The 21,345-nt window shown below is 41.0% G+C and carries 9 protein-coding genes; 8 read left to right on the forward strand and 1 reads right to left on the reverse strand.

Annotated elements, in window-relative coordinates:
- Window positions 1-27: 27 nt before the first annotated feature.
- A complete protein-coding gene (dapE, locus tag D0907_RS11125; RefSeq protein ID WP_036967006.1) occupies window positions 28-1,218 on the reverse strand; it encodes a succinyl-diaminopimelate desuccinylase in 1,191 nt (396 codons plus the stop codon).
- A 449-nt stretch (window positions 1,219-1,667) separates the two neighbouring features.
- Here dapE and D0907_RS11130 point away from each other — a divergent pair, with 449 nt between their 5' ends.
- The 8 genes from D0907_RS11130 (at window position 1,668) to D0907_RS11165 (ending at window position 21,233) form a co-directional block, all read left to right on the forward strand.
- Window positions 1,668-2,321, forward strand: a complete 654-nt coding sequence (locus D0907_RS11130) for an OmpW/AlkL family protein (RefSeq protein ID WP_075593739.1) — start codon at window positions 1,668-1,670, stop codon at window positions 2,319-2,321.
- A gap of 332 nt (window positions 2,322-2,653) precedes the next feature.
- Complete coding sequence (locus D0907_RS11135) at window positions 2,654-4,870, forward strand: CapA family protein (protein ID WP_244223124.1); 2,217 nt, start codon at window positions 2,654-2,656, stop codon at window positions 4,868-4,870.
- Window positions 4,871-4,879: 9 nt separating this feature from the next.
- Window positions 4,880-6,802, forward strand: coding sequence for a hypothetical protein (locus D0907_RS11140; RefSeq protein WP_118844463.1), 1,923 nt, complete (start codon window positions 4,880-4,882; stop codon window positions 6,800-6,802).
- Window positions 6,802-9,918, forward strand: coding sequence for a poly-gamma-glutamate biosynthesis protein PgsC/CapC (locus D0907_RS11145; protein ID WP_118844464.1), 3,117 nt, complete (start codon window positions 6,802-6,804; stop codon window positions 9,916-9,918). Before D0907_RS11140 ends, D0907_RS11145 begins: the two co-directional genes overlap by 1 nt.
- Window positions 9,905-12,169, forward strand: a complete 2,265-nt coding sequence (locus D0907_RS11150; protein WP_118844465.1) for a hypothetical protein — start codon at window positions 9,905-9,907, stop codon at window positions 12,167-12,169. The genes D0907_RS11145 and D0907_RS11150 overlap by 14 nt, the downstream gene beginning before the upstream one ends.
- The gene (locus D0907_RS11155) at window positions 12,159-12,902 is read left to right on the forward strand and encodes a hypothetical protein (RefSeq protein ID WP_118844466.1); all 744 of its coding nucleotides are present in this window, start codon (window positions 12,159-12,161) and stop codon (window positions 12,900-12,902) included. Before D0907_RS11150 ends, D0907_RS11155 begins: the two co-directional genes overlap by 11 nt.
- Window positions 12,887-17,161 (forward strand): hypothetical protein, encoded by a 4,275-nt coding sequence (locus tag D0907_RS11160; RefSeq protein WP_118844467.1) that lies wholly within the window; start codon window positions 12,887-12,889, stop codon window positions 17,159-17,161. Before D0907_RS11155 ends, D0907_RS11160 begins: the two co-directional genes overlap by 16 nt.
- Window positions 17,151-21,233: a poly-gamma-glutamate synthase PgsB gene (locus tag D0907_RS11165; RefSeq protein ID WP_118844468.1), complete on the forward strand. Its 4,083-nt coding sequence runs from the start codon at window positions 17,151-17,153 to the stop codon at window positions 21,231-21,233. The genes D0907_RS11160 and D0907_RS11165 overlap by 11 nt, the downstream gene beginning before the upstream one ends.
- Window positions 21,234-21,345 lie beyond the last annotated feature (112 nt).

The raw sequence follows: 21,345 nt of genomic DNA on the forward strand, positions 1-21,345 counted from the left end.
GGCCAATCGGCCGATTATCTATGCTTTTTAGGTGTTAACATTGCTAAAGATATTAACCAACAGCTCGCTGTAAATTTTTTCAATGAGTAGTAAGTCGGCCACAGGAACATGTTCATTCACCTGATGAATAGTGTGGTTTCGCACACCACATTCAATTACTTGCGTATGCTCACTCGCAAAAAAACGGCCATCTGATGTACCACCGTGAGTGCTTAAGACTGGAAATGTGCCAGTTACTTGATGTATCGCCTGCTCAACCTGTTTGAGCAAACAGCCGCCTGATTTATGGGGGGTGTAATAAGACTCACATGGGCGCTCCCACTGCACCTGTAGGTGCTGCGAAAAGTCAGCCAAGGCAGCCTGAATTTCATTTTTTATATCGGTACTTTTATAGCCATGGCTGTAACGTACATTAAACGTTAATTCACACTGTGCAGGCACAAGATTATCGACCACATTGGCAATATTAATACCGGTTACTTGTAATGTCGTTTCTGAGCTTGGTTCATCTTTAAACCAGTTAATGGCGATGAGTCGCTTTACGACCTCTGCGCTAATATGTGCCGCATTCACGGTGTTCTCAGGATAAGCAACATGCCCCGCTTTCCCTTTTATAAATAAACGTGCAGAGAGCGCTCCGCGGCGACCATTTTTAATCGTATCACCAACATGCAAATGACTGGTTGGCTCACCCACGAGGCACCCATCCAGTATGACGCCTTGTTGAGCCAGTTTCTGTGCAATTAAAAGAGAACCATACTCGGCTTCGCCTTCTTCATCTGAGGTGATCAACCAATAAAAGGTTCCTCGCACGTTTTTGCGTTGTTGCAGCAGCGCCTGTGTTGCACATAACATGGCAGCTACACCGCCTTTCATATCTGCGGCGCCGCGTCCATACACAGCGCCATCAACAATGTCACCCGAAAACGCATCAACTTTCCAATCCCCCTGTGCAGCAGGAACAACATCAATATGCCCTGAGAAAGCCACTACAGGTCCATCACCAAATGAGACTTTAGCGATTAGATTCGTTACTTGATTATCGCTAAACACATCACACTCAAAACCAACCGTGGTTAATTTTTTTGCTAACCAATCAATCGCTCCTGCTTGTGCGGGTGTGACAGATTTAAATCGAATTAAGGTTTGTAAAACATCAACCACCTCATCATAGGCAGATAAATGTTGCTCAACGTGTGAATTTAGTACGCAGTTCATAATAACCCTAGCCACTGAGATAAGTAAGGGTATTACAGCGCGCTTTTATTACCGCAATGTGAAAGTGAAAGTAATGACTGTTCGCCATGCATTATCGTCATTTGCATTCATTAATAAGCCTGCTTTGCACAGCACGTTACTGTTGCGAAAACCATGATGAATAACGCCCCTCTCTGCCAAAGGAGGGCACAGTTGCAGGCCCTTTTTTAGTAATAATTAAGATGTACTAAATACAAATAAACAATAAAAAAGAGCGGCTATAGAGGTTCAAAAAACCGATAAGAGTCAATTACTTTTTTTCTGTTCTTGGTTAAAAACTTAATCTAAATCAAAAAAAGCTTCACTTCGTTCAAACATTTTTGAAACTTTGATCTAGAACAGGTTTTAGCTGTGTCGACTCGGTAATAATAGCCTCAACCAAACAAGACAAGTAGTTCGTGGAGAACAGCATGAAAACTAAATTAAGCATTGCATTACTGACTTCATTATTAGCACTCTCTCCTGTTGCAAACGCTAACTTAAGCGTCAACGTCGGTGCGATTAATGTTAACCCTGATAACGACAGTTCAAAAATCAACGAAGCACCTACTTTAGGTTTACGTGGTGATGACAATACACAAGTGGGTATCACTATCGATTACGCATTTAATGATAATTGGGTACTTGAGTTAGTTGCAGCAACCCCATTTAGTCATGATGTTCAAGGCACGGGTGGCTTAGCAGGCAACAAGATTGCTGACATTAAACAATTACCACCGTCGTTGATCGCGCAATATCACTTTTTAGATTCAACTTACAAATTCCGTCCATTTGTGGGTGTCGGTATCAACTATACAACGTTCTTTGATGAGCAGGCTTCAGCAGCGTTAAAAGCAACGCTGGGTACGAACGATGTAGAAGTAAAATTAGATGATTCATTTGGTTTTGCAGCACAAGCTGGTTTCAACTACATGATGAATGAAAACTGGGGTCTACACGGTATGGTTGCATTAATCGATATCGATACTGATGCAACCGTGTATGCAGATGGCGCAAAAGCACTCACATCAACGGTAGAAATCGATCCAGTTGTTACTATGTTAGGTGTTAAATACAAATTCTAACTTTCATTTTGTGAAAGCCCATACGCACAAAAAGGCCGCAAAGGCCTTTTTTATTGTCTTTTTATTCCTTTCTTCACATCGCTAGTTGTATAAAATTAAAAGTAAAATTCTGCGAAGTATTAAATCTAAACTACACTTAACACTCGGTGCACAAACAAAGCACTAAAATTACAGTTTTGGTTATAAAAGTAGATGGCATGTTGCATTTATGAGGACAATATCTGAATTTTCAGAGTCAATATTTGGTTGTTCCAATCTGTTAACGTCGATAGAATGCGTCCGCAGTAAATATTGCCCTAAAGAAATGTAAATAAAGTAAAAACGAGGATCATTTGTTTAAAGTAGTCGTGAATTTTTTGCTTTTATTTGTTTGTCTTGGTTTAGTGGCATGCAAAGTAAAAGATCCAAATGAGGATAAACCTCAACAACAAAAGCAAGATGTGATCGACGCACGTGAATCACTTTTAACAGGCCATGCTAGTGTTTCGCTGACTGTCGTTAATGACGACTTAACTCCCTTAAGTAACATTCCGCTGACTATTGCAGAGCAACAATATACGACTGACAATAATGGTCAGGTATTTATTGATAAGCTGGGTTACGGTAATCATGCCATTACAATTCAACAGAATGGTTACTTTACCAAAGTAGGTATTCTTGTAAATCACCCAAACTCGACAACCACACAAATCAAACTCCACGCCAAACCTGCAACGAGTAAAAGCCTGGTATTTGGGGGTGATTCAATGTTTGGACGTCGTTACTTAGACCCGAGTCTCGCAACAATGGGCACCACAATCCCCAATGTGAGTGACGCACTCATTCGTCCAGCGACAGCCGCAGCAGATAGCATCGCAATTACTAAAGATGTTGCTCCCCTGTTTAAATACGCAGATTTTGCTTCAGTCAATTTAGAGTCACCGATTACCAGTAACCCTGCTGTCGTTCATCCGACCAAAGAATTTAGCTTTTTTTCGTTACCTGATTCGTTACAAGGCTTAACAGAAATTGGGATTGATTACGTGGGACTTGGTAATAATCATATCTACGATTATTTACAAACAGGTTTAGAAGATACACTACTTGAAATATCAAACACAGGGCTGCTGTATAGTGGTGCAGGTCTTGATGAATTTGCTGCATTCAGCCCTATTACAGCACAGCTCGACACATTCAACTTAGTACTCTTTGCTGCTACATCAATTACCGGAAAAGAGCACGAATTTACTTACGTCACCGATGCAATGAAAGGCGGTGCTGCAGATTTAACAAATGCAGAATATGTGCAAGAAACGCTTGAGAAAATACACCCAAGTAATTTTGTTATTGCGCAAATGCATGGTGGCGACGAATACACTTATTCTCCTTCGCGCTTTATTGCAAGTCGCTTAGATGATTTATCAACGCAAAATACCGACTTACTCATTGCTCACCACCCTCATGTAGCACAAGGTTTTGCGGTATATAATAATGTGCCTGCCATTTTAGGGTTAGGTAACCTCGTGTTTGATCAAGCTCGCCTCGATACCTTATTAGGGGTAACGGTGATGGTCGAATTAGACTCACAAACTCAAACCGTTCAGCGTGCATTTGCCTACCCTATCTTTATTGAAGATTACAAACCACGTTTTACAACGGGCTTTTTAAGTCACTATTTATTAAGGCGCCTAGCCGAATTTTCAGACGATAATATTACGCTTATCCCCCGCGATAATTATGCTGAGGTGTACTTTAAAAAAGCACACGCAACCAAACGCAATCACAAAGTCAGCGTTGAAGTAAATTCACAGACTCCTATCCTTGATTTACGTGAGTATGCTCCCTCTTCTGCCGCCTATCTATCGGCAATAGAAGTCACCAATGGCACTTTAAATGAGCTTACTTTTGGGCGAGATTTAATGGTCTTTGGGGACTTTGAAGATTGGGATAACGACAGCGAGGCATTTGAAATTAGCCGCTGGGATCATAGCAGTAATAGCGTTTTACCCTGCACTGAAAACCCGCACAATGGCATTCAAGCTTTATGCTCAACACGCGATGAGTTTGATAATACCCCCTCAATCATTCCCTTTAGACACACAATGCGTGTGATGGAGCTAACTGATGAAAATTTTCAACCAATGCTTAGCAAGCAGTTTTCTTTATTTGGTTACATTCAATCTGAAAACGGCGGCAAGATAGAAAGCTTACTCACCTATACCACAGAGGTAGATGATCTGGCTTTTTCACAACATCAAGTCTTAATTAGTGAAGGTGGTGACAGAGCATGGCAATCCTTTAGTCACGATTTCACATTACCATCTGATGAATTTACATTAGGTCAAAAAAAACAACCACCTCGGGGTGTAAAACTACAATTTAGGCACTATGCTCCTAATAAGGGAGAGGCCATGACTCGCTTTGATGATATTGCGATGATTTCATGGCAAAAAAGCGTTGCACTGCAAAACAGTCAGTGGAACACAGATAAAATGCACGGATATGACTTTTTAAAGGTCTCTGTAAACGATACAGCAAGCTTAACACTCACTTTTACTTCACTTGATTAAGGAAGAAGCGTGGCTGTCACTCAACGATTATTGTTATTAAAGAATCACCATATTTTTTGGCTTACGCTTGGCTTGTTTGCTTTAGTGGTGATTAATAATGTTTTGAATCTTTTTCAAGCTAGTAATGCTTATTTCTATCAAAAGTTAGCATCGTTTGGTGAAACGCAGCACACCAATATCGTACTTATAACAAGTAAAAACTTGGCTAAAAACCATTCAGAACTTATTGAAAAAATAACTGAATATAACCCCAAGGCCGTTATCGTTTTATCAAACCAAAATATAACACCTTCAATTACCAACCGTGTTTATTATCCTATAACGCAAAGCGAATACTGTGTACCACGTGTTGAAATGTGGTCAAGTTACCACATGCGAATCCCAGCCAATGATAAAGAGTCTCTGTGTAATAGCATCTGGCAAACTGTTTTTGGCTATGAAGGTCAGCAACCTCGGCTAATTGATTTTAAATTAGCGGTCAGTGCTCTCCCTAAATTCAGTGCTGAGCGGGTTCTAAGCTCTGATGTTATGAGTGAACAATTAAAGAATAAAGTCATTATTGTTGGCCAAACAAGTTCTGCGTTTAATGTAAATATTCATGCTCCTAAGTTAACGGGATTGAACGATCCTCTCCTGCTTATGGCCTATGCCGCAGACAGTATCGAAAAAACAACCACGGTGATAGAGCTTAAACCTAGTTATAGCGCCCTCATTGAACTTGCTCTGGTAATTAGCCTGCTGTTTAGCTTTCAAAAACTGGCTGTTATTTACTCATTTGTCATTGCCTTGGCAAGTTGCCTTTTCTGGGTCGTGGTCAGTTACCTTGGTATAGAGTTTGCTGCTGTTTATATCCCTGTTGGCCAATACATTATTGTTATCTTTTCGACCCTTTTTTCGGCTTTGATTGTACGAAAACTATCTGAAGATAAAGCACTAACGGGGGTTGTAAATAATATCCAACAGAAAATGATGGGCCGTTTTTTACCGCAAACCTTTATTGAGCAAGCCTCTCCATGGGATCCAATAATTCAACTAATAAGCCAGCAATTAGATCTCGAAAAATCAATTTTTTTGGCGAGAAAAGAAGATGATCATCGCATTGTTGAAATAAGAGCGATCAATTGCGAACTCGACAATATCCAAGAAATGCGCCGTGACTACAAACGATCCCCGTACAGTGACGCATTAAAAGCACTGGGTATTGTAAAGATTAGCCGACCTTTTTTTAAAAATGTGCTCAACACCGAAATAGAGTTTATGGTCCCCCTTGTTTACGCGGGTGATGTTCGGGGTTTTTGGGCTTTATCGGTTATTCCAAATGAGACTTTTGATCGACACGCCTTTGAGAAAAATGTGAACAAATTTGCAGCACAAGTCGCTGAACTGCTCTTTCATTATCATATTTATAAAACAACTCAGGCGAAGAATCAGAACTTACTCAATAGACTTGTCTCGTTCAAACTACATGAGCCAATCGATCAGCAAGTTAAACGTTCGCTCAATGACATGGAGCAAAAGTTAACAACCTTAGAGTTGGTGTTTAATCATACACGCTGCGCAACAGTTCTCTTTAACCTGTTCGGTCAAGTCGTACAAACAAATGCAGCGTTAGAACACTTTGCTAAACAACATCAGCTTACCATTTTTGAAATGACAGCCTTAGATTTGTTATGTCATAGCTGCGCCCTTGATAGCGAAGTAGCCAAAGGTAAATTGCGCTATGTCACATTAAATAAGGCGGATATTCATTTACCGGCAGTCCTTAATAATCAACATTATGTTTTAAATATAAAAGCGATTCATACCGATGGATCGCAAACCGCTTCGGGTGAACCATTTCAAGTATCGGGTATTTTATTTGAATTTCTCGATACCTTTGAGAATGAGCCACAACTCGACGACGGTTATGATGAAACCCTGAGTGAGCAATAATGGACTTTGTCTTAGCTCTCTTTCCCGCAGGCAGTGGCCTTGGACAGTCAGTTATTACCACCGTGTGGGTGGGTACGGCCGTTGTTTGTCTATTGAACTTACGTTTTGGTTTCCCATTAACGGGGCTTGTGGTGCCAGGTTATATCGTGCCTTTGCTCATCATCAGTCCCACATCTGCCGTCGTTATCATTATTGAAGCAATCGTTGTGTATGGCTTAATGCGATTTAGCGCACATTACATAATGGAAAAATGTGGTTATGGCGAGATGTTTGGTCGTGACCGGTTTTTTGCCATTATATTGCTGAGTATTTTAGTACGTGTTTGTATGGACACGTTAGTATGGCCTCCCGTTGCCAATCAATTAAGTCAGTGGGATATTACCCTAGACTACGCGTCACAACTGTACTCTTTGGGTCTTGTGATTATTGCTTTAACAGCGAATGTAATGTGGAATGGCGGCTTCAAATACGGTCTAAAAGTCACCTTTATTCAACTTTTGATCACCTTTGTGCTCGTGCGCTTCGTACTGATGCCGTTTACTAATTTCAGTATTGCTAATTTAGGTATTATGTACGAAGCCGTTGCGGCATCCATTATTGCCGCTCCCAAAGCCTATATTATTTTAGTGATCACAGCCTTTATTGCCTCAAGAGCAAACATAAAATACGGCTGGGAATTTAACGGAATAATGCTACCCGCCTTATTAGCACTTCAGTTAACTCAACCCAGTAAACTGTTGACCTCTTTCGCTGAAACAGCGGTCATTTTAGTGTTAGGCGGCTCGTTAATTCACTTTACTCGCCTTAAGCACGCCAATATTGAAGGCGCTCGATTACTGCTATTCTTCTTCACTATTGGCTTCGTGTATAAACTAATTCTCAACTACATTGTGGTGTGGTATTTCCCCGCTATAAAGGTCACAGATACGTTTGCATTTGGTTATATGCTTGCCACTTTACTTGCACTCAAAATTTACCAAAAAAACGCATTAGGGCTGGTGATCAGGGCAACATTTCAAACTTCAGTCGTTGGGGGGGCATTTGCTATTTTGGTTGGTTTTATTGTGATGCTTGTACCGTCAATGCTGTCAAAACACACTGAGACTTCAGACATTCAAAGTCACCACGTATTCACCCTTGACCAGCAAATCAGCCGTTACAAAAGTTATTTATATACCGCACAGTCAAACAAAGTCACCGTGAGTAGCTATAAAGCAAATCAAGCTGTCACTGATTTTAAATATGGGGTTTACCAAGTTAATCAGGCGATTAAAAATAATCAATCGATAGCCAGTCTTAACGCGCTGTTTAACCCGATAGGATTCAGACTTGAAAGTGATGAAGACTATATTTATATAATAGACACGTTTGAAGATCAGCAGCGCGGTCTTTTCGTATTAAATAAAAATCCGCAATCAGCGCCTTTATTGATCACCGTACCATTTCCTATCACCGAAAGTTTAGCAAGTGATTCAGCAGGGCTTATATTTCAGCACCTCAAAAGCAAAGCGCTGGTTTATGGTACCGCAAAGACACCACAACAAACGTTAGCGCAAGAGAATCAACAAAGTCCTTTCTATCAGGCATTTATTACGGCACTTAACACTGATGAAGTATTGCAGGTACGTGAGTCTAACCACTTTACTAAAGTCTCTTTAAATGATTCTCCAGCAAAGTCACAGAGCCAATATTGGATTTATAATCAACTTCCTGCATCAATAAGCCAACGAGAAATTCACCAATTTATGGGGTCTGAAGAAACGTTCTTTGGTAGCGCAACAGTAAATAGTCTACCCACCTCACAATTTTCGGGTTCCTTGCTTGAGGTGTTTTTAGATAGCGACAACTACGCGAGTATATTAGCCAATGCTTATCGCGATAATAAACGATACAGCACACTTCAGTTTAATAAATTAGAACGAGACATTAACCAGATAATTGATGATTTTTCTATACATATCAGTGAAAAAGGCAGTTTTAAATATCAACCGCTGTCTAAAAACCAAGTGGCCCTTTGGGAGTTCGAAATACTCAAACCACTGTATAAATTAATTGCACAGATAGGAAATGATCCTCTCAATGAGAATAACCTAAATCAGTTAAAACAAATTAATGGCACTGCTGAGTTACTTAACTACCAATTACAACACGTCCAGACAATGAGCGGCCGCTATTTACTATTGAGCCCTCAGGACAAAACCCAAGCGTATCAGCAAGGTCAGGGCTTATATATCTTTAAGTTAAGTGAATATGAGTCTATCACTCTCAGTGTTCCCCGCCCTTTATTTGAAAGTAATACATTGGCTGTTGCCAGCGAGTTGTTCAGCCGAACCAATGCAGCTTACTTAGCAATTGCGGGTGCTCATCCGTATGCACATCCAAAAGCGAATGTATTAGCCGTCGATAATGTAGAGTCGTTATTTAATATCGTTCATCAAAGCTACTTACGCTTTAATGAAATGACACCCAGTTTAAACATTCAGATAAGAAGCCACAGCGCGCCTTCTTGGGTGCGCCCGAATGCTATCGCGTTCTCGACGACACAGATTAATGAGCTTGCCACACCACTGATGAATCAACTGAGTAATCAGTTAACAGCTTTGGGAATTAAGTATCAAGTTGTTGAAGGACAAGCAGCAACCAGAGGGCTTGAAATTGGTAACTCTCCTCAAGCGGGCTATCAACAATTTAATGTGAATAGCGAGCTGGCAACCTTGTGGTTAGCGTCTGATTTCAAAACGCAATTTTCAGTAAGCCAAACCAGTTTGTTACAGCGTTTACTGGCTATTTCGAACACCCCAACACTAACAGTGATCAATCTCGCTACTTTGTCGCCATCGAACTGGCAAGCGTTAAGCGACCTTGATAAGCAAAATATAAAGAGCATTATTGATAGCTACGCCGCGAACCAACGTCTCACGTCTTTGGCACGATTATGCAACGAAATGAATAAATGTTCACTGCACACAATTGAGTTAGAGCATGTCAATAAATATGCTTTGATGTTCAAACACAACAGCAAAATCACAGCCATATATTACCCCACTAAAAATCAGCTATTTGACCTAGATGGGTTTAATCTTATGATGAGCGGAGGCGACAGTGTATTTAATTAAACGCTTGCTTGCGCTACTGGTTATTGTCAGTGTGGTATTCACCCTACTGTTCTTTGGTCGACACTTTTTTGTTTGGCTCGATTCAGCTGAGCATATTGGTGCCAGCACAGGCGAAGAAACACGCTCTAATGTGCAATGGTTGAGTAGCGATAAGCCGCTGCGATTCAATTTTTCGAATCAGCGGACCCACTCGTTGCGCATTCTTTCTAATGCCGTATTTGATAACTCGATTTCTTTTGATCAACCAGTTAACTACGCTATTAAGTATGTTCTGTATGACCAACAAGAGCGTGTGATTTTAGACGATGTTTATCATCATGCTTCTAAGCTGTACACCGACTTAGACGGCCAAAAAGTTAAGCAAATTATTGAAAACAAACAATCCTTGAGTGTTGCCTCGGGACAATCTTTTTACTTACCCATAGCTCATTACCCACATGCAACCAGCTTAGAGCTGACTATGATCCCCGAACAGGCTAATCTTCAAGGAGTGGTCGTTCGTGTGCATGCTAAAACCCCTGAACAAAGTATTGATCCTCTGAACACATGGCTTAAAAGACCATTAGATCGCCGTCAACGGGCAACAAACTATTTAACGTTAGGTGAAAATGCCTTAACCAGTAACGAAATTAGCAATGCGATGGCTTACTGGTGGCAGAAAATCGCCCCACAGGGTATTCCAGATATCGACTTTAAATCTGATATTCTCTACGAAAGCCTCCCCTATAACGTGTTGACCTATGACTTTAGTGCTGAGCAGCACGATTTAGGTGCTTACTTTACCGAAGAGGGTTTATGCGCCAGCGTTCGCTTAGATGAACCCGACAGCCTTATTTTCACCGTCAAAGAAGGCGCAAAACTGCCACATTTAATTTGGTATGACAAACTGCAATTCTCGGCGCCGACGCCTGTCAGCTTTGCTCCTACCGATATTGAAAACCGCTATCAAACACAGCTCATTGCAGCTGGATTAGTGAGTATTTGTAGTGATGAAGCGATACTTACTCAATGGCAAACTCTCTCAGACACCCCAATTTTAACGAGTTATGCTGGCAGTTATTTAATAAATGAGCTAGGCAATGTCGAGTTTGATATTGACCCCAAAAGTGACTTAAAGCTAGACGTACGTGCTTTAGAAACAAGTCAGTTAGAGGTCGTTTTATTTGATCAAACACACACAGAAATCGAACGCTACTCTTTAGCGCATAAAGGCGACGTCTCACACTACGATCGCCTTATAGACGATACAACGCAAAGGCAGCGTGTTGGTTTACTCACCTCGTATTATTTGCGCACGCCAGCTAATGCGTATCGAGTACAAATAAAGGCGAATAAAGACACTTATGTCCAGTTGCGCGCTCGTTACGCACAATTTCATTATCAGCGTGTAGTTGCTCATCAAAATATCACAACGCCGATTGATCAATTTTATGATATTGCAGCGTGGTACGAACTACGCGCGAATAATCATTTTGAATTAACACAGCAGGCACGTTTTGCCAATATTCGAACCTTTACGCCCCCTGCTGAAGTTGAGCCAATGACGACCTTTTATCAGCCAAGAGAGCTTTACACTCTACTGCCTATTTCAAATGTGGCCCTCGCACTTAGCCCTGACCGTTACTTTATACCTAAACAACCGGCACAAATTTTTAACTTTGGACTTTACACACCTAAGACCCCAGCCAGTTATTCTGATACGGGTGATAACAAACTGATTTTTAAGTTGTCTAATACCCGTGCTCAAGAACGTAATGCATCAGATGTGTCAGCGACTGAGTTAAAACAATTACAAAATAAAGCAACGGCAACCTATCAAAACTGGCATGGTGAGAGACCGTGGATTAAACAACGCCTCTATCAACTCAATAAAAATACGCCTTTGATACTCAACTTTGATGCGCAAGAACAACCAATGAGTGTGGTCTTTAAGCTGTTTCGTTCGCGCAGTGCACAGCCTATTGAGTTTAACATTCTTGAAAAAGCTAATTACAAATCAGGATTAACCAGCGAGTACAGTATCGCTAAACAGCGTGTTCAATTGCATAGCTCAGAATTACTTAACGCGTTTCTAATTCATCCAAAAAATAGCCAATTAAATAGCTACCCTAGCGTCACGCATACGGTATCAAGTGACATAAATAAACTGCACTCACTGACAATTAGCGCATCTGAGACAGTCTGGTTATCGATACTTCAGGAGTACCCGCTGGGGGAGCAAAAAGTAAGGTGGTGGAACAATGAATATTAAGTTTATCATCATTATCACGGGGTTATTGGTCTCGGCATGCCAAGCTGAATCAAACATCTCTGAACTTCATACCGACTTTCAGCAGTGGTTAAAAAATAGCGAGGCCGTCCCTTCCCATTTCACGTTAAAGGATGGAGGGTTATACGCAAAGAAATCATTAGATTCTGGCGGTGAAATACATTTTAAAGAAACCGGATATGCCTGTATTGCGTATGCCCCACACCGCTTCTATGACCTGCATACTTTAGATATTGCACGCTCCCTATTTAATGACTGCCAGGTACTCCTTACCAATACCAAGCACCGCACAAGTCGCGACGCAAATGGCGTGCTGATTGACTTTGGTAAATATAAAGAAAGTGCTGCAAATGCATTTATTTTAGCTTATGCGGATACCGTTGAGTCTTTTACCATTTTCCAATTACATGGATTCGCCAAAGAAAAACGTAAAACTAATCAAGGCAGAAAAGCCGACATTATTGTCAGTCAAGGTCGTGAAAATGCATCGTTATTTACACGTAATATCACCGACTGCTTAAATGAAAAACTAAACATTGCTGTGATGCTCTATGGCCGAGATATTTATGAGCTTGGAGGAACAAAAAATATACTCACAACCCTTGCGCCAAGCAATAGTCAATTTATCCATATTGAATTAAGCCGCGAAATTCGCGAAAAATTAATTACTGATAACCACTTATTAAAGCTGTTTAAACAATGCCTTACTTCGTAATTGCTCTCGTTAGTATAACGCTGCTGCTATGTCAGCCAGCCAAAGCCTCACAGCCAAAACACGCCGTGCTGATGCCCCCTACTTGGTTAAACACATCACCACACTTATCGCCTTTGGCGACAACGCAGCACCTAACTTTTGATGCCAAACAGCACCGTTATTTGTGGCTACCTGAAGGTCATTGGCTTGAAATAGCCCCTGCACTTTTAAATCAGTTTATTCTAAGTGCAGGGAACACGCAGTATTTACAACAACGCTTACGCGTTCACAGCGACTTACTTTGTAATACCAAACGCTGTCAGCTGCCAGCCACTGGGCATAACCGCATTATTGCCATACAAAATCATCTCGACGAGCGTGCTGAATTTACTGCCATGATAGGCCATTACCAAGGCGCAAGAGACAGCTTTAGGCGCGCCATAAAAATAGCCGCTCCTTCCATACAACTAAGCTCTGCCCAAGGAAATGAGCGGTATTATGCGCTCAAAAAAAATGAAGAAGTGAAGCTGTTTTTTCCTGCTGCAAAAAAACTAACGATCTCTGTACGTCAAAATATGCAGCAGCCCGATCCTAATGGTGTGGTGTACGCATCTATTGATAACGAACTGGTTGCCAGAGTAAATACCATAAATAGCCAAGCATTTGAGTTTAGCGAATACGATGTTGGACTTGTAAACAGTGACTACCTTGCCATTGCGGCTGGGCAGTATTTAACTCTTAAAAGTCACACCAATGCGTATATTAAAATAGAGCAAAGCCACCGCGCTATTTATGATGACCGCGCAGCCGAAAAAGAACAAGAAAAACTGTTACTCCCCTATTGGCTAACCACCGCAAATGAAGCGATTGAATCGGTTTATAACACACACTCTTTCAGTGTGTTTAGCGATGATGTGTACACACAAAACAACCCGCTTTCGCTAAAACGTCATTATAACTTATTATCGATGATGACTGTGCAATCAAACCTCACTGGCAGTACTGAGCATTCATCACTACAAATGCATAGCAAAACCATTAGCGAATTAGTGGAGCAACGCCTCGTTGATGAGCGGTTTTACCCACGTATTAATCAGCAAGTGCGCGAATTAACCTACCTTGGACACCAACCCATTGAGTTCGATTTAAGCATTCAACAACGTGCAACGCCGTGGTTAACCCTTATTGCAAAAACACAACAAGACACCCAATTTCAGTTAACCGCGGGTGAGCGTAATTGGCTTATAAACCTAAAAGCGACCGAACATTATCAAACACTTATGATTTCGGTGCCTATTTCAACCTCATCGGTAACGATTAAAAGGCTAACCAACACCTCGAAGCCTATCGATTTTGCCCTGTATGCGAGAACACTCGCCTCCTTACCGAGTGACGAATTACTGTATCAGCAACAGGGAGACCTCAGTGAAACAAGCCCTATTATCGCTAATTTATTGAGTCGTTATTTAAACAAACAACATGACGACTATGTGGCTTCAATCGAACCCTATACACCGGCTTTGCAAAATAACCCCGATATAGACTGGCAAGCGTCACTCACAAAAGCACAACATATTGCTACATCAGCGCCTCTAGAAGCACTGGCTTTATTGAAACCGTTGAGCACAAGCCCAGACCCTGATATTGCAATTCAAGCATGGCAGCTAAGAGTAGCCATACTGCGTGAACAACATCAGTTTCACCTTGCCAACAGTTACCTTGAAGGCTTGTATAAAAGCGCGCAGCACGCTCAGTTAAAGCACTATGCCGCACAAGCCCTTGTTCGTGCCTATCAAGCAGAACAAATCGAGCATAAACTTTTTGCATTATGTGCAGGGAACGTGAGGACAATAGAGCAATGTGAAGCTCAACTTATAAACCTCGCAGTAAAACAGCAAAAGAATCGTTTAGCAGTATGGCTTGCACATCACACCCAGGCGCAAACACAGGTTGAACACAGTTTTAGTGCACTCAATTATCAGAGTTTAACGGAACTTGAAAAACCTGAAGAGGCACTTTATCAACGCTCTATTGGCTCGCAATACGCGTTTATTAACCCAGAAGGAAAGCAACAAAGCACCCTCGTTAATAACGATATACCTTGGGTATTTACCGCTAACCGCGCAATGCATTTAAGCATAAAGGCGCGGACTAAAGCCGATCAAAGTGGTGAATATCATACCGCGTGGTTGAAAGCTGATAGTCAGTATCAGCATAAGTTAATGCCCATTTTTAGTGATATAGCGGCCACATCCCAATTCGTCAGTAATCAGCAAGCAGTCTCTATTGCCGCTAATTTGGTTATTAGCTTGCAAGCCGGTGAAACGCTCACTGTGACCACCAATCAAGCTGCTTACCTTGATATAAGTGTTATTCCAAAGCCGTTATTTGCACTTTTTGATTATTATTCTGATGCCACCACTCAAGCAACCAGCGATGATATTAGCTCGCTTATTCATGCGTACGATACAACGCCAAACAAACTCCTTATCAATGGGTTGTATCTACTATCTGAAAAACGTCTTAGCAATAATCAGTACACACAACTGCTGCAACGAATCGACACACTTCCCCCCTCTGCCCATTCGGTTTTCTTACAAAATAGAATTGAACGCTTTGGTCAGTGGCAGCCCATTGAAAACATGCTCGATTACGCTGGTACACGTCTGTTTAATATGCAAGAGACTGAACAACGTAGTTTTGCCGATAGGTTTGCTCAACACACGACTCAATCCGCACCAGAGCAAGGGATCTTATTACGCCCTTTTCATACTTTATACGTTGATTTAACGAAGACTGAAGGCACACAAATTCGCTTTAAATTTAACTTTTCTAGCGCAGAATTAGCGCGTGCAAATAGAGCAAATATCTCTTTTCAGTTAGCAAATCAACAAAAGGTGTGGTCTGTTTCTGAGCAGCAAAGCATTCCATTCACTTTTAATAAGCAAGAGTTAAGCAACAATACAATTGCCGTACGTTGGCTCAACCCATACCTGTCGCAACAGCTTGCTATTGAAGCAGAGCAATATATTGCGGGGCAATGGAAAGCGTTGCCGCTACCAACAAATTTAGCGTTTTATACTGTATCAGCTGATACGCCACTTATTGCTAACTTACCTGCCGATACATTAGTAAAACTAGAAGAGATGAATGAAAACAAACGCAGCGAGCGTCGTTTTTTCCATCCAGCAGGTAAAATTGAAGTGCGCACGGATCAATTAAAGTATGTACGCCTCTATCGTTGGCATTTAAGTGAAAGAAACAACAAGATTACGAGTTTTTCTGACATCGATACGCCACTGCCAGAACTAATCACTTATCAGGCACCATCAGCACCTAAAATAGTGAATAAGCAAGCCACTTTGCATAGCGATGAGACCAACCTACAAGGCTTTATTCGCTTTGATCGACAACATATATTTCAAAGTGCAGAAGACATTCCTGCACAACAAGAAACCGACATAGGTGTGAGGCTTCGCTTTAATGATCAACAACATTGGTATCAATTAGAAGGCTATTATGCGTTTGACGAAAAGCAGCATGACTTCATTGCCTTAAATGGTTACCACTCTTGGCTTGATGACACGAGTCATTGGTTTATCGATTCACAGATCACAAGTCGATGGCAGCTTAGTCGTGATAACTCAGATAGCCAATACGCGTTAAATGGCGCGATTAGTATTGGACAAGTATGGCGCCAAGATACAGTGCATCGGCATCAATGGTCTGTTGCCCCTTTTATTCACACCAGTAGCGCAGACTTAAACGACTACCTCAATGACAAGAAACTAAACTCAAATATTTTTAATTTTTATCGTGAAAATCATGCTTCTGGCTGGCAAGGTTCTTACCAATATCGCTACCAACCTTGGGTAGATAACTACCTCAACTTTGGTGTTGCATCTGGCTCAAATGATGATTGGCTAAGTCTTGATTATTTGCGGTTTAACAGCAGTTGGAACCAATATTACCATGGTCACATTTTGCAAGTTGGTCTTGATAGCTACTACCGTTTTGCCGATGATCATCGTGCAACAGCCACGTGGCAGTACATCAGTCGGGTAGCTTGGCAAAAACAAATTGATATAGGCTCCTTCTCACAGGGTTGGCTAAAAATCAGTTGGCAGCAAGACTGGGGATGGAATAACCATAATATCAGTCTGGAATTTTCATCGGGCAATAATCAGCATACTGGCTTTGCTCCCTATGCCCATGATGAAATTATTTTTCCGACACTTCAACTTAACCATTTGCTAGAGCGAAGAGATTATGAGCAGTAAAGAACTTAAAAAACGCTTAGAAACCTTACTTTTTGCAGATATCGCAAGCTTTTGGTTAGATCTCTACAGGCAAAAATACCGTCAATTAGTCAACGAGCTAAGTCAGTGGGAATTGATCAAGAACCAACCAGACGGACACGACGAAGATGACTGGTTATTACTGCAAGCAATTGCCTTTTTAACTCATAAAATAGATACCCTACAACATCAACTTACAAAGTTAGATGCAGATCACAGCCGTTTTATAGAAAAGCTAAGTCATGCCGAACTCAAAGCAGAAAGACAGTTCCATATACTGGATTATGCGGCCACGTTAGGGGCTGATAAACAACAGTTACAACAAGATCAAGAAGCCTTCGCACGTTGGTTTGATGAAGGGGCCATGATCAACCGTTATCAAGATAAAGTGTCTGAACTTGAGCAATCATTAAAGTTTTTAATTGGTAAACTGGGCGACTTAACGCACCGTTATTTATGCCTTCATTTACATGAAATAGAGCAGTCATGGCAAACCGTAAATTTAGAAAGCTTTTTTTTAGATTTACTCGAACACACTGATAATGATGCAATAAAAAACTCTCTTTTTAGAGCCTTGGCAAACCAAGTTACTTTATTAAGCGAGCATGTGGACGATCCGGAATTTAGCGCGGATCTGGTTGAAATGCTGTTACTCTCGCTTGAAAAATCAACCACTCCACATGCAGCCAAAGTGGATATATTAGAAATACTGATCAACCTTCGCCCCACCTTTACCCGTTATTTCATGCGTTCGCACATTGACTTAGAGGTCCCAAATACGGGTAAAGTTGACCGCCAGCAATTATTTTTACTAAGCGCTTTTTCAGCCATCATCAGTAAACAACAAACGCTCAATGAGGCAAATCAAAACCTGTTACAGTTGCTGGCAGCTCACCCCTACCCGCGCGTGCGTCAAAGTGTGATAGAACAATGTTTTATTTTGCCGTGCTCATTCGCACTTGCACTAATAACCGAGCGTTTAGAAAAAGAAACCCACCTCGCAATCAGGCTCACATTAATTAAACAATTAACCGCAACCCGATTTAGCGATGGGCAACACAGCTTGATTATTTGGCAACAGCAACTTATGCAAGCTCAACATTTTGCAGAGCAACGTTTATTGCTCGAACTTGCACCACGTATTATGTTTAATTTACAGGTTGAGTGTGAGGAGCAACAAGCCAATACGATTTTCAAGCGCTTCATCGACACCTTAAATAAACACCTTGAAGCACAACAAAACCTTGCCATAAAGCGGATTATTAGCCGTGTCCGTGAACAACTTGTCAGTTTTATGCACCAACAACACGTTGCTGAACTCGAGGCAAACTTAAACACCCATTCGTCAATCAATAACCAAAACATTGACGAAGCACTACTAGGCCGGCTTTTAAGTCAACAGGCTCAAAAATATGAAGCCTACAATGTGAGTCAAAAGAAACAAGGTTGGCACATAAATCAAGGTTATCAACGCGGCTTCCGCTTTTGGCGCTTTTGGCATGAATTTAAAAACCCCAGTACAGGTAAGCGCCAAAGCTATAACCATTTACAAGCAAGAAAACCCAGTGCATACATGCATGTTCCTAGCTGCACTGTCGCAGAAATTAGCCAAACAGATGTCCCCGGCGAACCGCGATTTGATGACCTACAATTTAGTTCGCGTCCTCATTTGCCATTGCTCGACTTTCTTTTAAGTACTTTATCGCAAGATAACTTAAAAGCCCCAGCGAAAACCTATACCCCTGATGGCATATTAGTTGTAACACCACCCAAAACAGTATTTAAACGCATTCAAGCATACTGCTGGATTTCACTTAACTTTGAAGAACTTAATAATTTACGAAACGGCTCTGACATAGAGCAAAATAATTTTTTAAATGCTTTAAGAGCGAAAGGATTTACATTTGATTTCCAACAATATGGTGCGGTACTCGATAGCGACTTCCCGGTAGAATCAAGTATTGCGACTCTGTATAAAAAACTCGCTGTTACCCCTTTTATGTTTAATATTTGGGTGAGTTTTAAAGAATATGCCTATTCAATTTATCAAAACAGTATTGGTCAGCTGGTATTTTTCGTGCTGGCTTTCATAGGTTACTTTTGGACACGCCACATAAAAGTGAGCCGCCAAATTCGCGCCGACAGAGCGCAAATTCCAGTATCTATTGGTGGTTGGGGTACTCGCGGAAAATCAGGTACAGAGCGATTAAAAGCAGCACTGTTTAGTAGCTTGAGTTTAAAGCTAATCAGTAAAACAACAGGCTGTGAAGCCACATTAATTTATGCAAGAGCCAGTGGAGAGCAATTCGAAATCCCCTTGTTCAGACCATTCGATAAAGCCAGTATTTGGGAGCAAGGTGATGTGCTTCATTTTGCAAAAAATGTTAAGGCCGATGTGTTTTTGTGGGAATGCATGGGGTTAACACCTCGTTATGTCCGTATTCTGAGAAACTGGATGCAAGATAACTTTTCAACAATAACCAATGCATACCCAGATCATGAAGATATATTAGGCCCCACAGGCATTGATGTTGCAAACGAAACAAGTCATTTCATTGGTGAGAATAGCCTTGTTTTTACCAGTGAACAAAATATGGCGCCGATTTTAGAACTCAATGCCAAACGAAAAAATGCCAGTTTAATTCAAGTGCATTGGGCAGATGGTATGCAAGTTACTGACGATATTCGTGCTTTATACCCATATCAAGAACACCCCGCTAATATTGCACTTGTGTGTAAAATGGCGCAACACATCGGCCTTAGTAAAGACTATGTGTTTAAAGAAACCTCTGCACGCATTATTCCTGATATCGGCGTATTGCAACACTACCCACAGGCACGCATAGGCGCAATATCTCAGTCGTTTGTTAATAGCATGTCAGCCAATGAGCGCCTAGCAACACTAGAAAATTGGCAGCGATTAAGTCTTTATGATTTAAATAATAAAGCAGATACGCAAGTGATCGCCTTAATCAATAACCGCAATGATCGTGTGGCACGCTCCAAGGTGTTTGCCGGCATTTTAAGCCATGATTTGCGATTTGACCGCATCGTTGTCATTGGTACTAACGTCGATGGTTTTTATAGTTATTACCTGCAAGCACTCACAGAGCGCATCGATAAAATTATCAGCAATAACGACACCAAAGCGCTTGAAATTTTACTCACTCAGCTTAATTTAATGTCATCTTGTCAACTAAAGGCACGTTTAGTTAACGCCTATGATGAAGATATTGCTGAGAAATTACTCTTGGTGGCGCACCGCACTTCAGTAGATAAAACCAATATCAGCGAAGTACTCACAGATGCGAGTAAAAAGGAAATTTCGACAATCCTATTAAACCTAAAACATTATCAAGCCCGAACAACTTTAGACTCTTTAAAACAAGACACATCTAAGCACAGTGAAGAAATCAAGCAGCAACTACTCAGTATTGCAAAATCAAAAGTGACCTTGCTTGATGATAGTAGTTTATCTGCGGATGCACTCACCGACACAATCTCTGACTTAGCATTAGCAAATACTCATCAAGTCATTGTTGGGATGCAAAATATTAAAGGTGTCGGCCTCAATTATGTTTATGCATGGCAACAGTGGCAAAAGATTTCACACTCGGTAGAACACCTTTTTGATGAGCAATGCACGGCCAAAGAGTTTAGAAGTACACTGTCTAATTTAAATATGATTGTGTCTTTCAATCGTTTAGATATTGATTATCTTCAAGAAAAACTAGCGCTTTTAAAGAAAAGTGCATTGGCGCAAAATGAGTTTTGCCAAGCTGAGATCACAAGTCTATTCAACAAACTAGATAAAACAGATAACAAGCAACAACACACACAACAACATCAACATGCTTTTACACGTTACTTTAACCAAGTCGTTGAATCTTTTTTAGATGCTGGGGCTGCTGTTAAACGTAAAAAGCGCGCAAATCAAATTTACCAAGACATTGCTGATCAACGCATCACATTAGAAAAAGCCATAAAAGTATTGGGTAAGTTAAATCGAAATCAAAAAGCGGGGTGGTTTGCGAACAAGTCAGAACAAGATTAACTAAATAATGACAAAGTAAAATAAAAACCATACTAAAGGAGGTTTAGCATTTTAAACCTCCAAAGCAATTGAAAAATCAGAATTTTCCCAAAGATAAAACAACTGTTTTATC

The sequence above is a fragment of the Pseudoalteromonas lipolytica genome (assembly GCF_003515105.1).
Lineage (GTDB): Bacteria > Pseudomonadota > Gammaproteobacteria > Enterobacterales > Alteromonadaceae > Pseudoalteromonas > Pseudoalteromonas lipolytica.

Coding starts and splice junctions, on each gene's coding strand:
- D0907_RS11145 (WP_118844464.1), top strand. CDS start 6,802: ATGGACTTTGTCTTAGCTCTCTTTCCCGCAGGCAGTGGCCTTGGACAG.
- D0907_RS11130 (WP_075593739.1), top strand. CDS start 1,668: ATGAAAACTAAATTAAGCATTGCATTACTGACTTCATTATTAGCACTC.
- dapE (WP_036967006.1), bottom strand. CDS start 1,218: ATGAACTGCGTACTAAATTCACACGTTGAGCAACATTTATCTGCCTAT.
- D0907_RS11155 (WP_118844466.1), top strand. CDS start 12,159: ATGAATATTAAGTTTATCATCATTATCACGGGGTTATTGGTCTCGGCA.
- D0907_RS11160 (WP_118844467.1), top strand. CDS start 12,887: ATGCCTTACTTCGTAATTGCTCTCGTTAGTATAACGCTGCTGCTATGT.
- D0907_RS11165 (WP_118844468.1), top strand. CDS start 17,151: ATGAGCAGTAAAGAACTTAAAAAACGCTTAGAAACCTTACTTTTTGCA.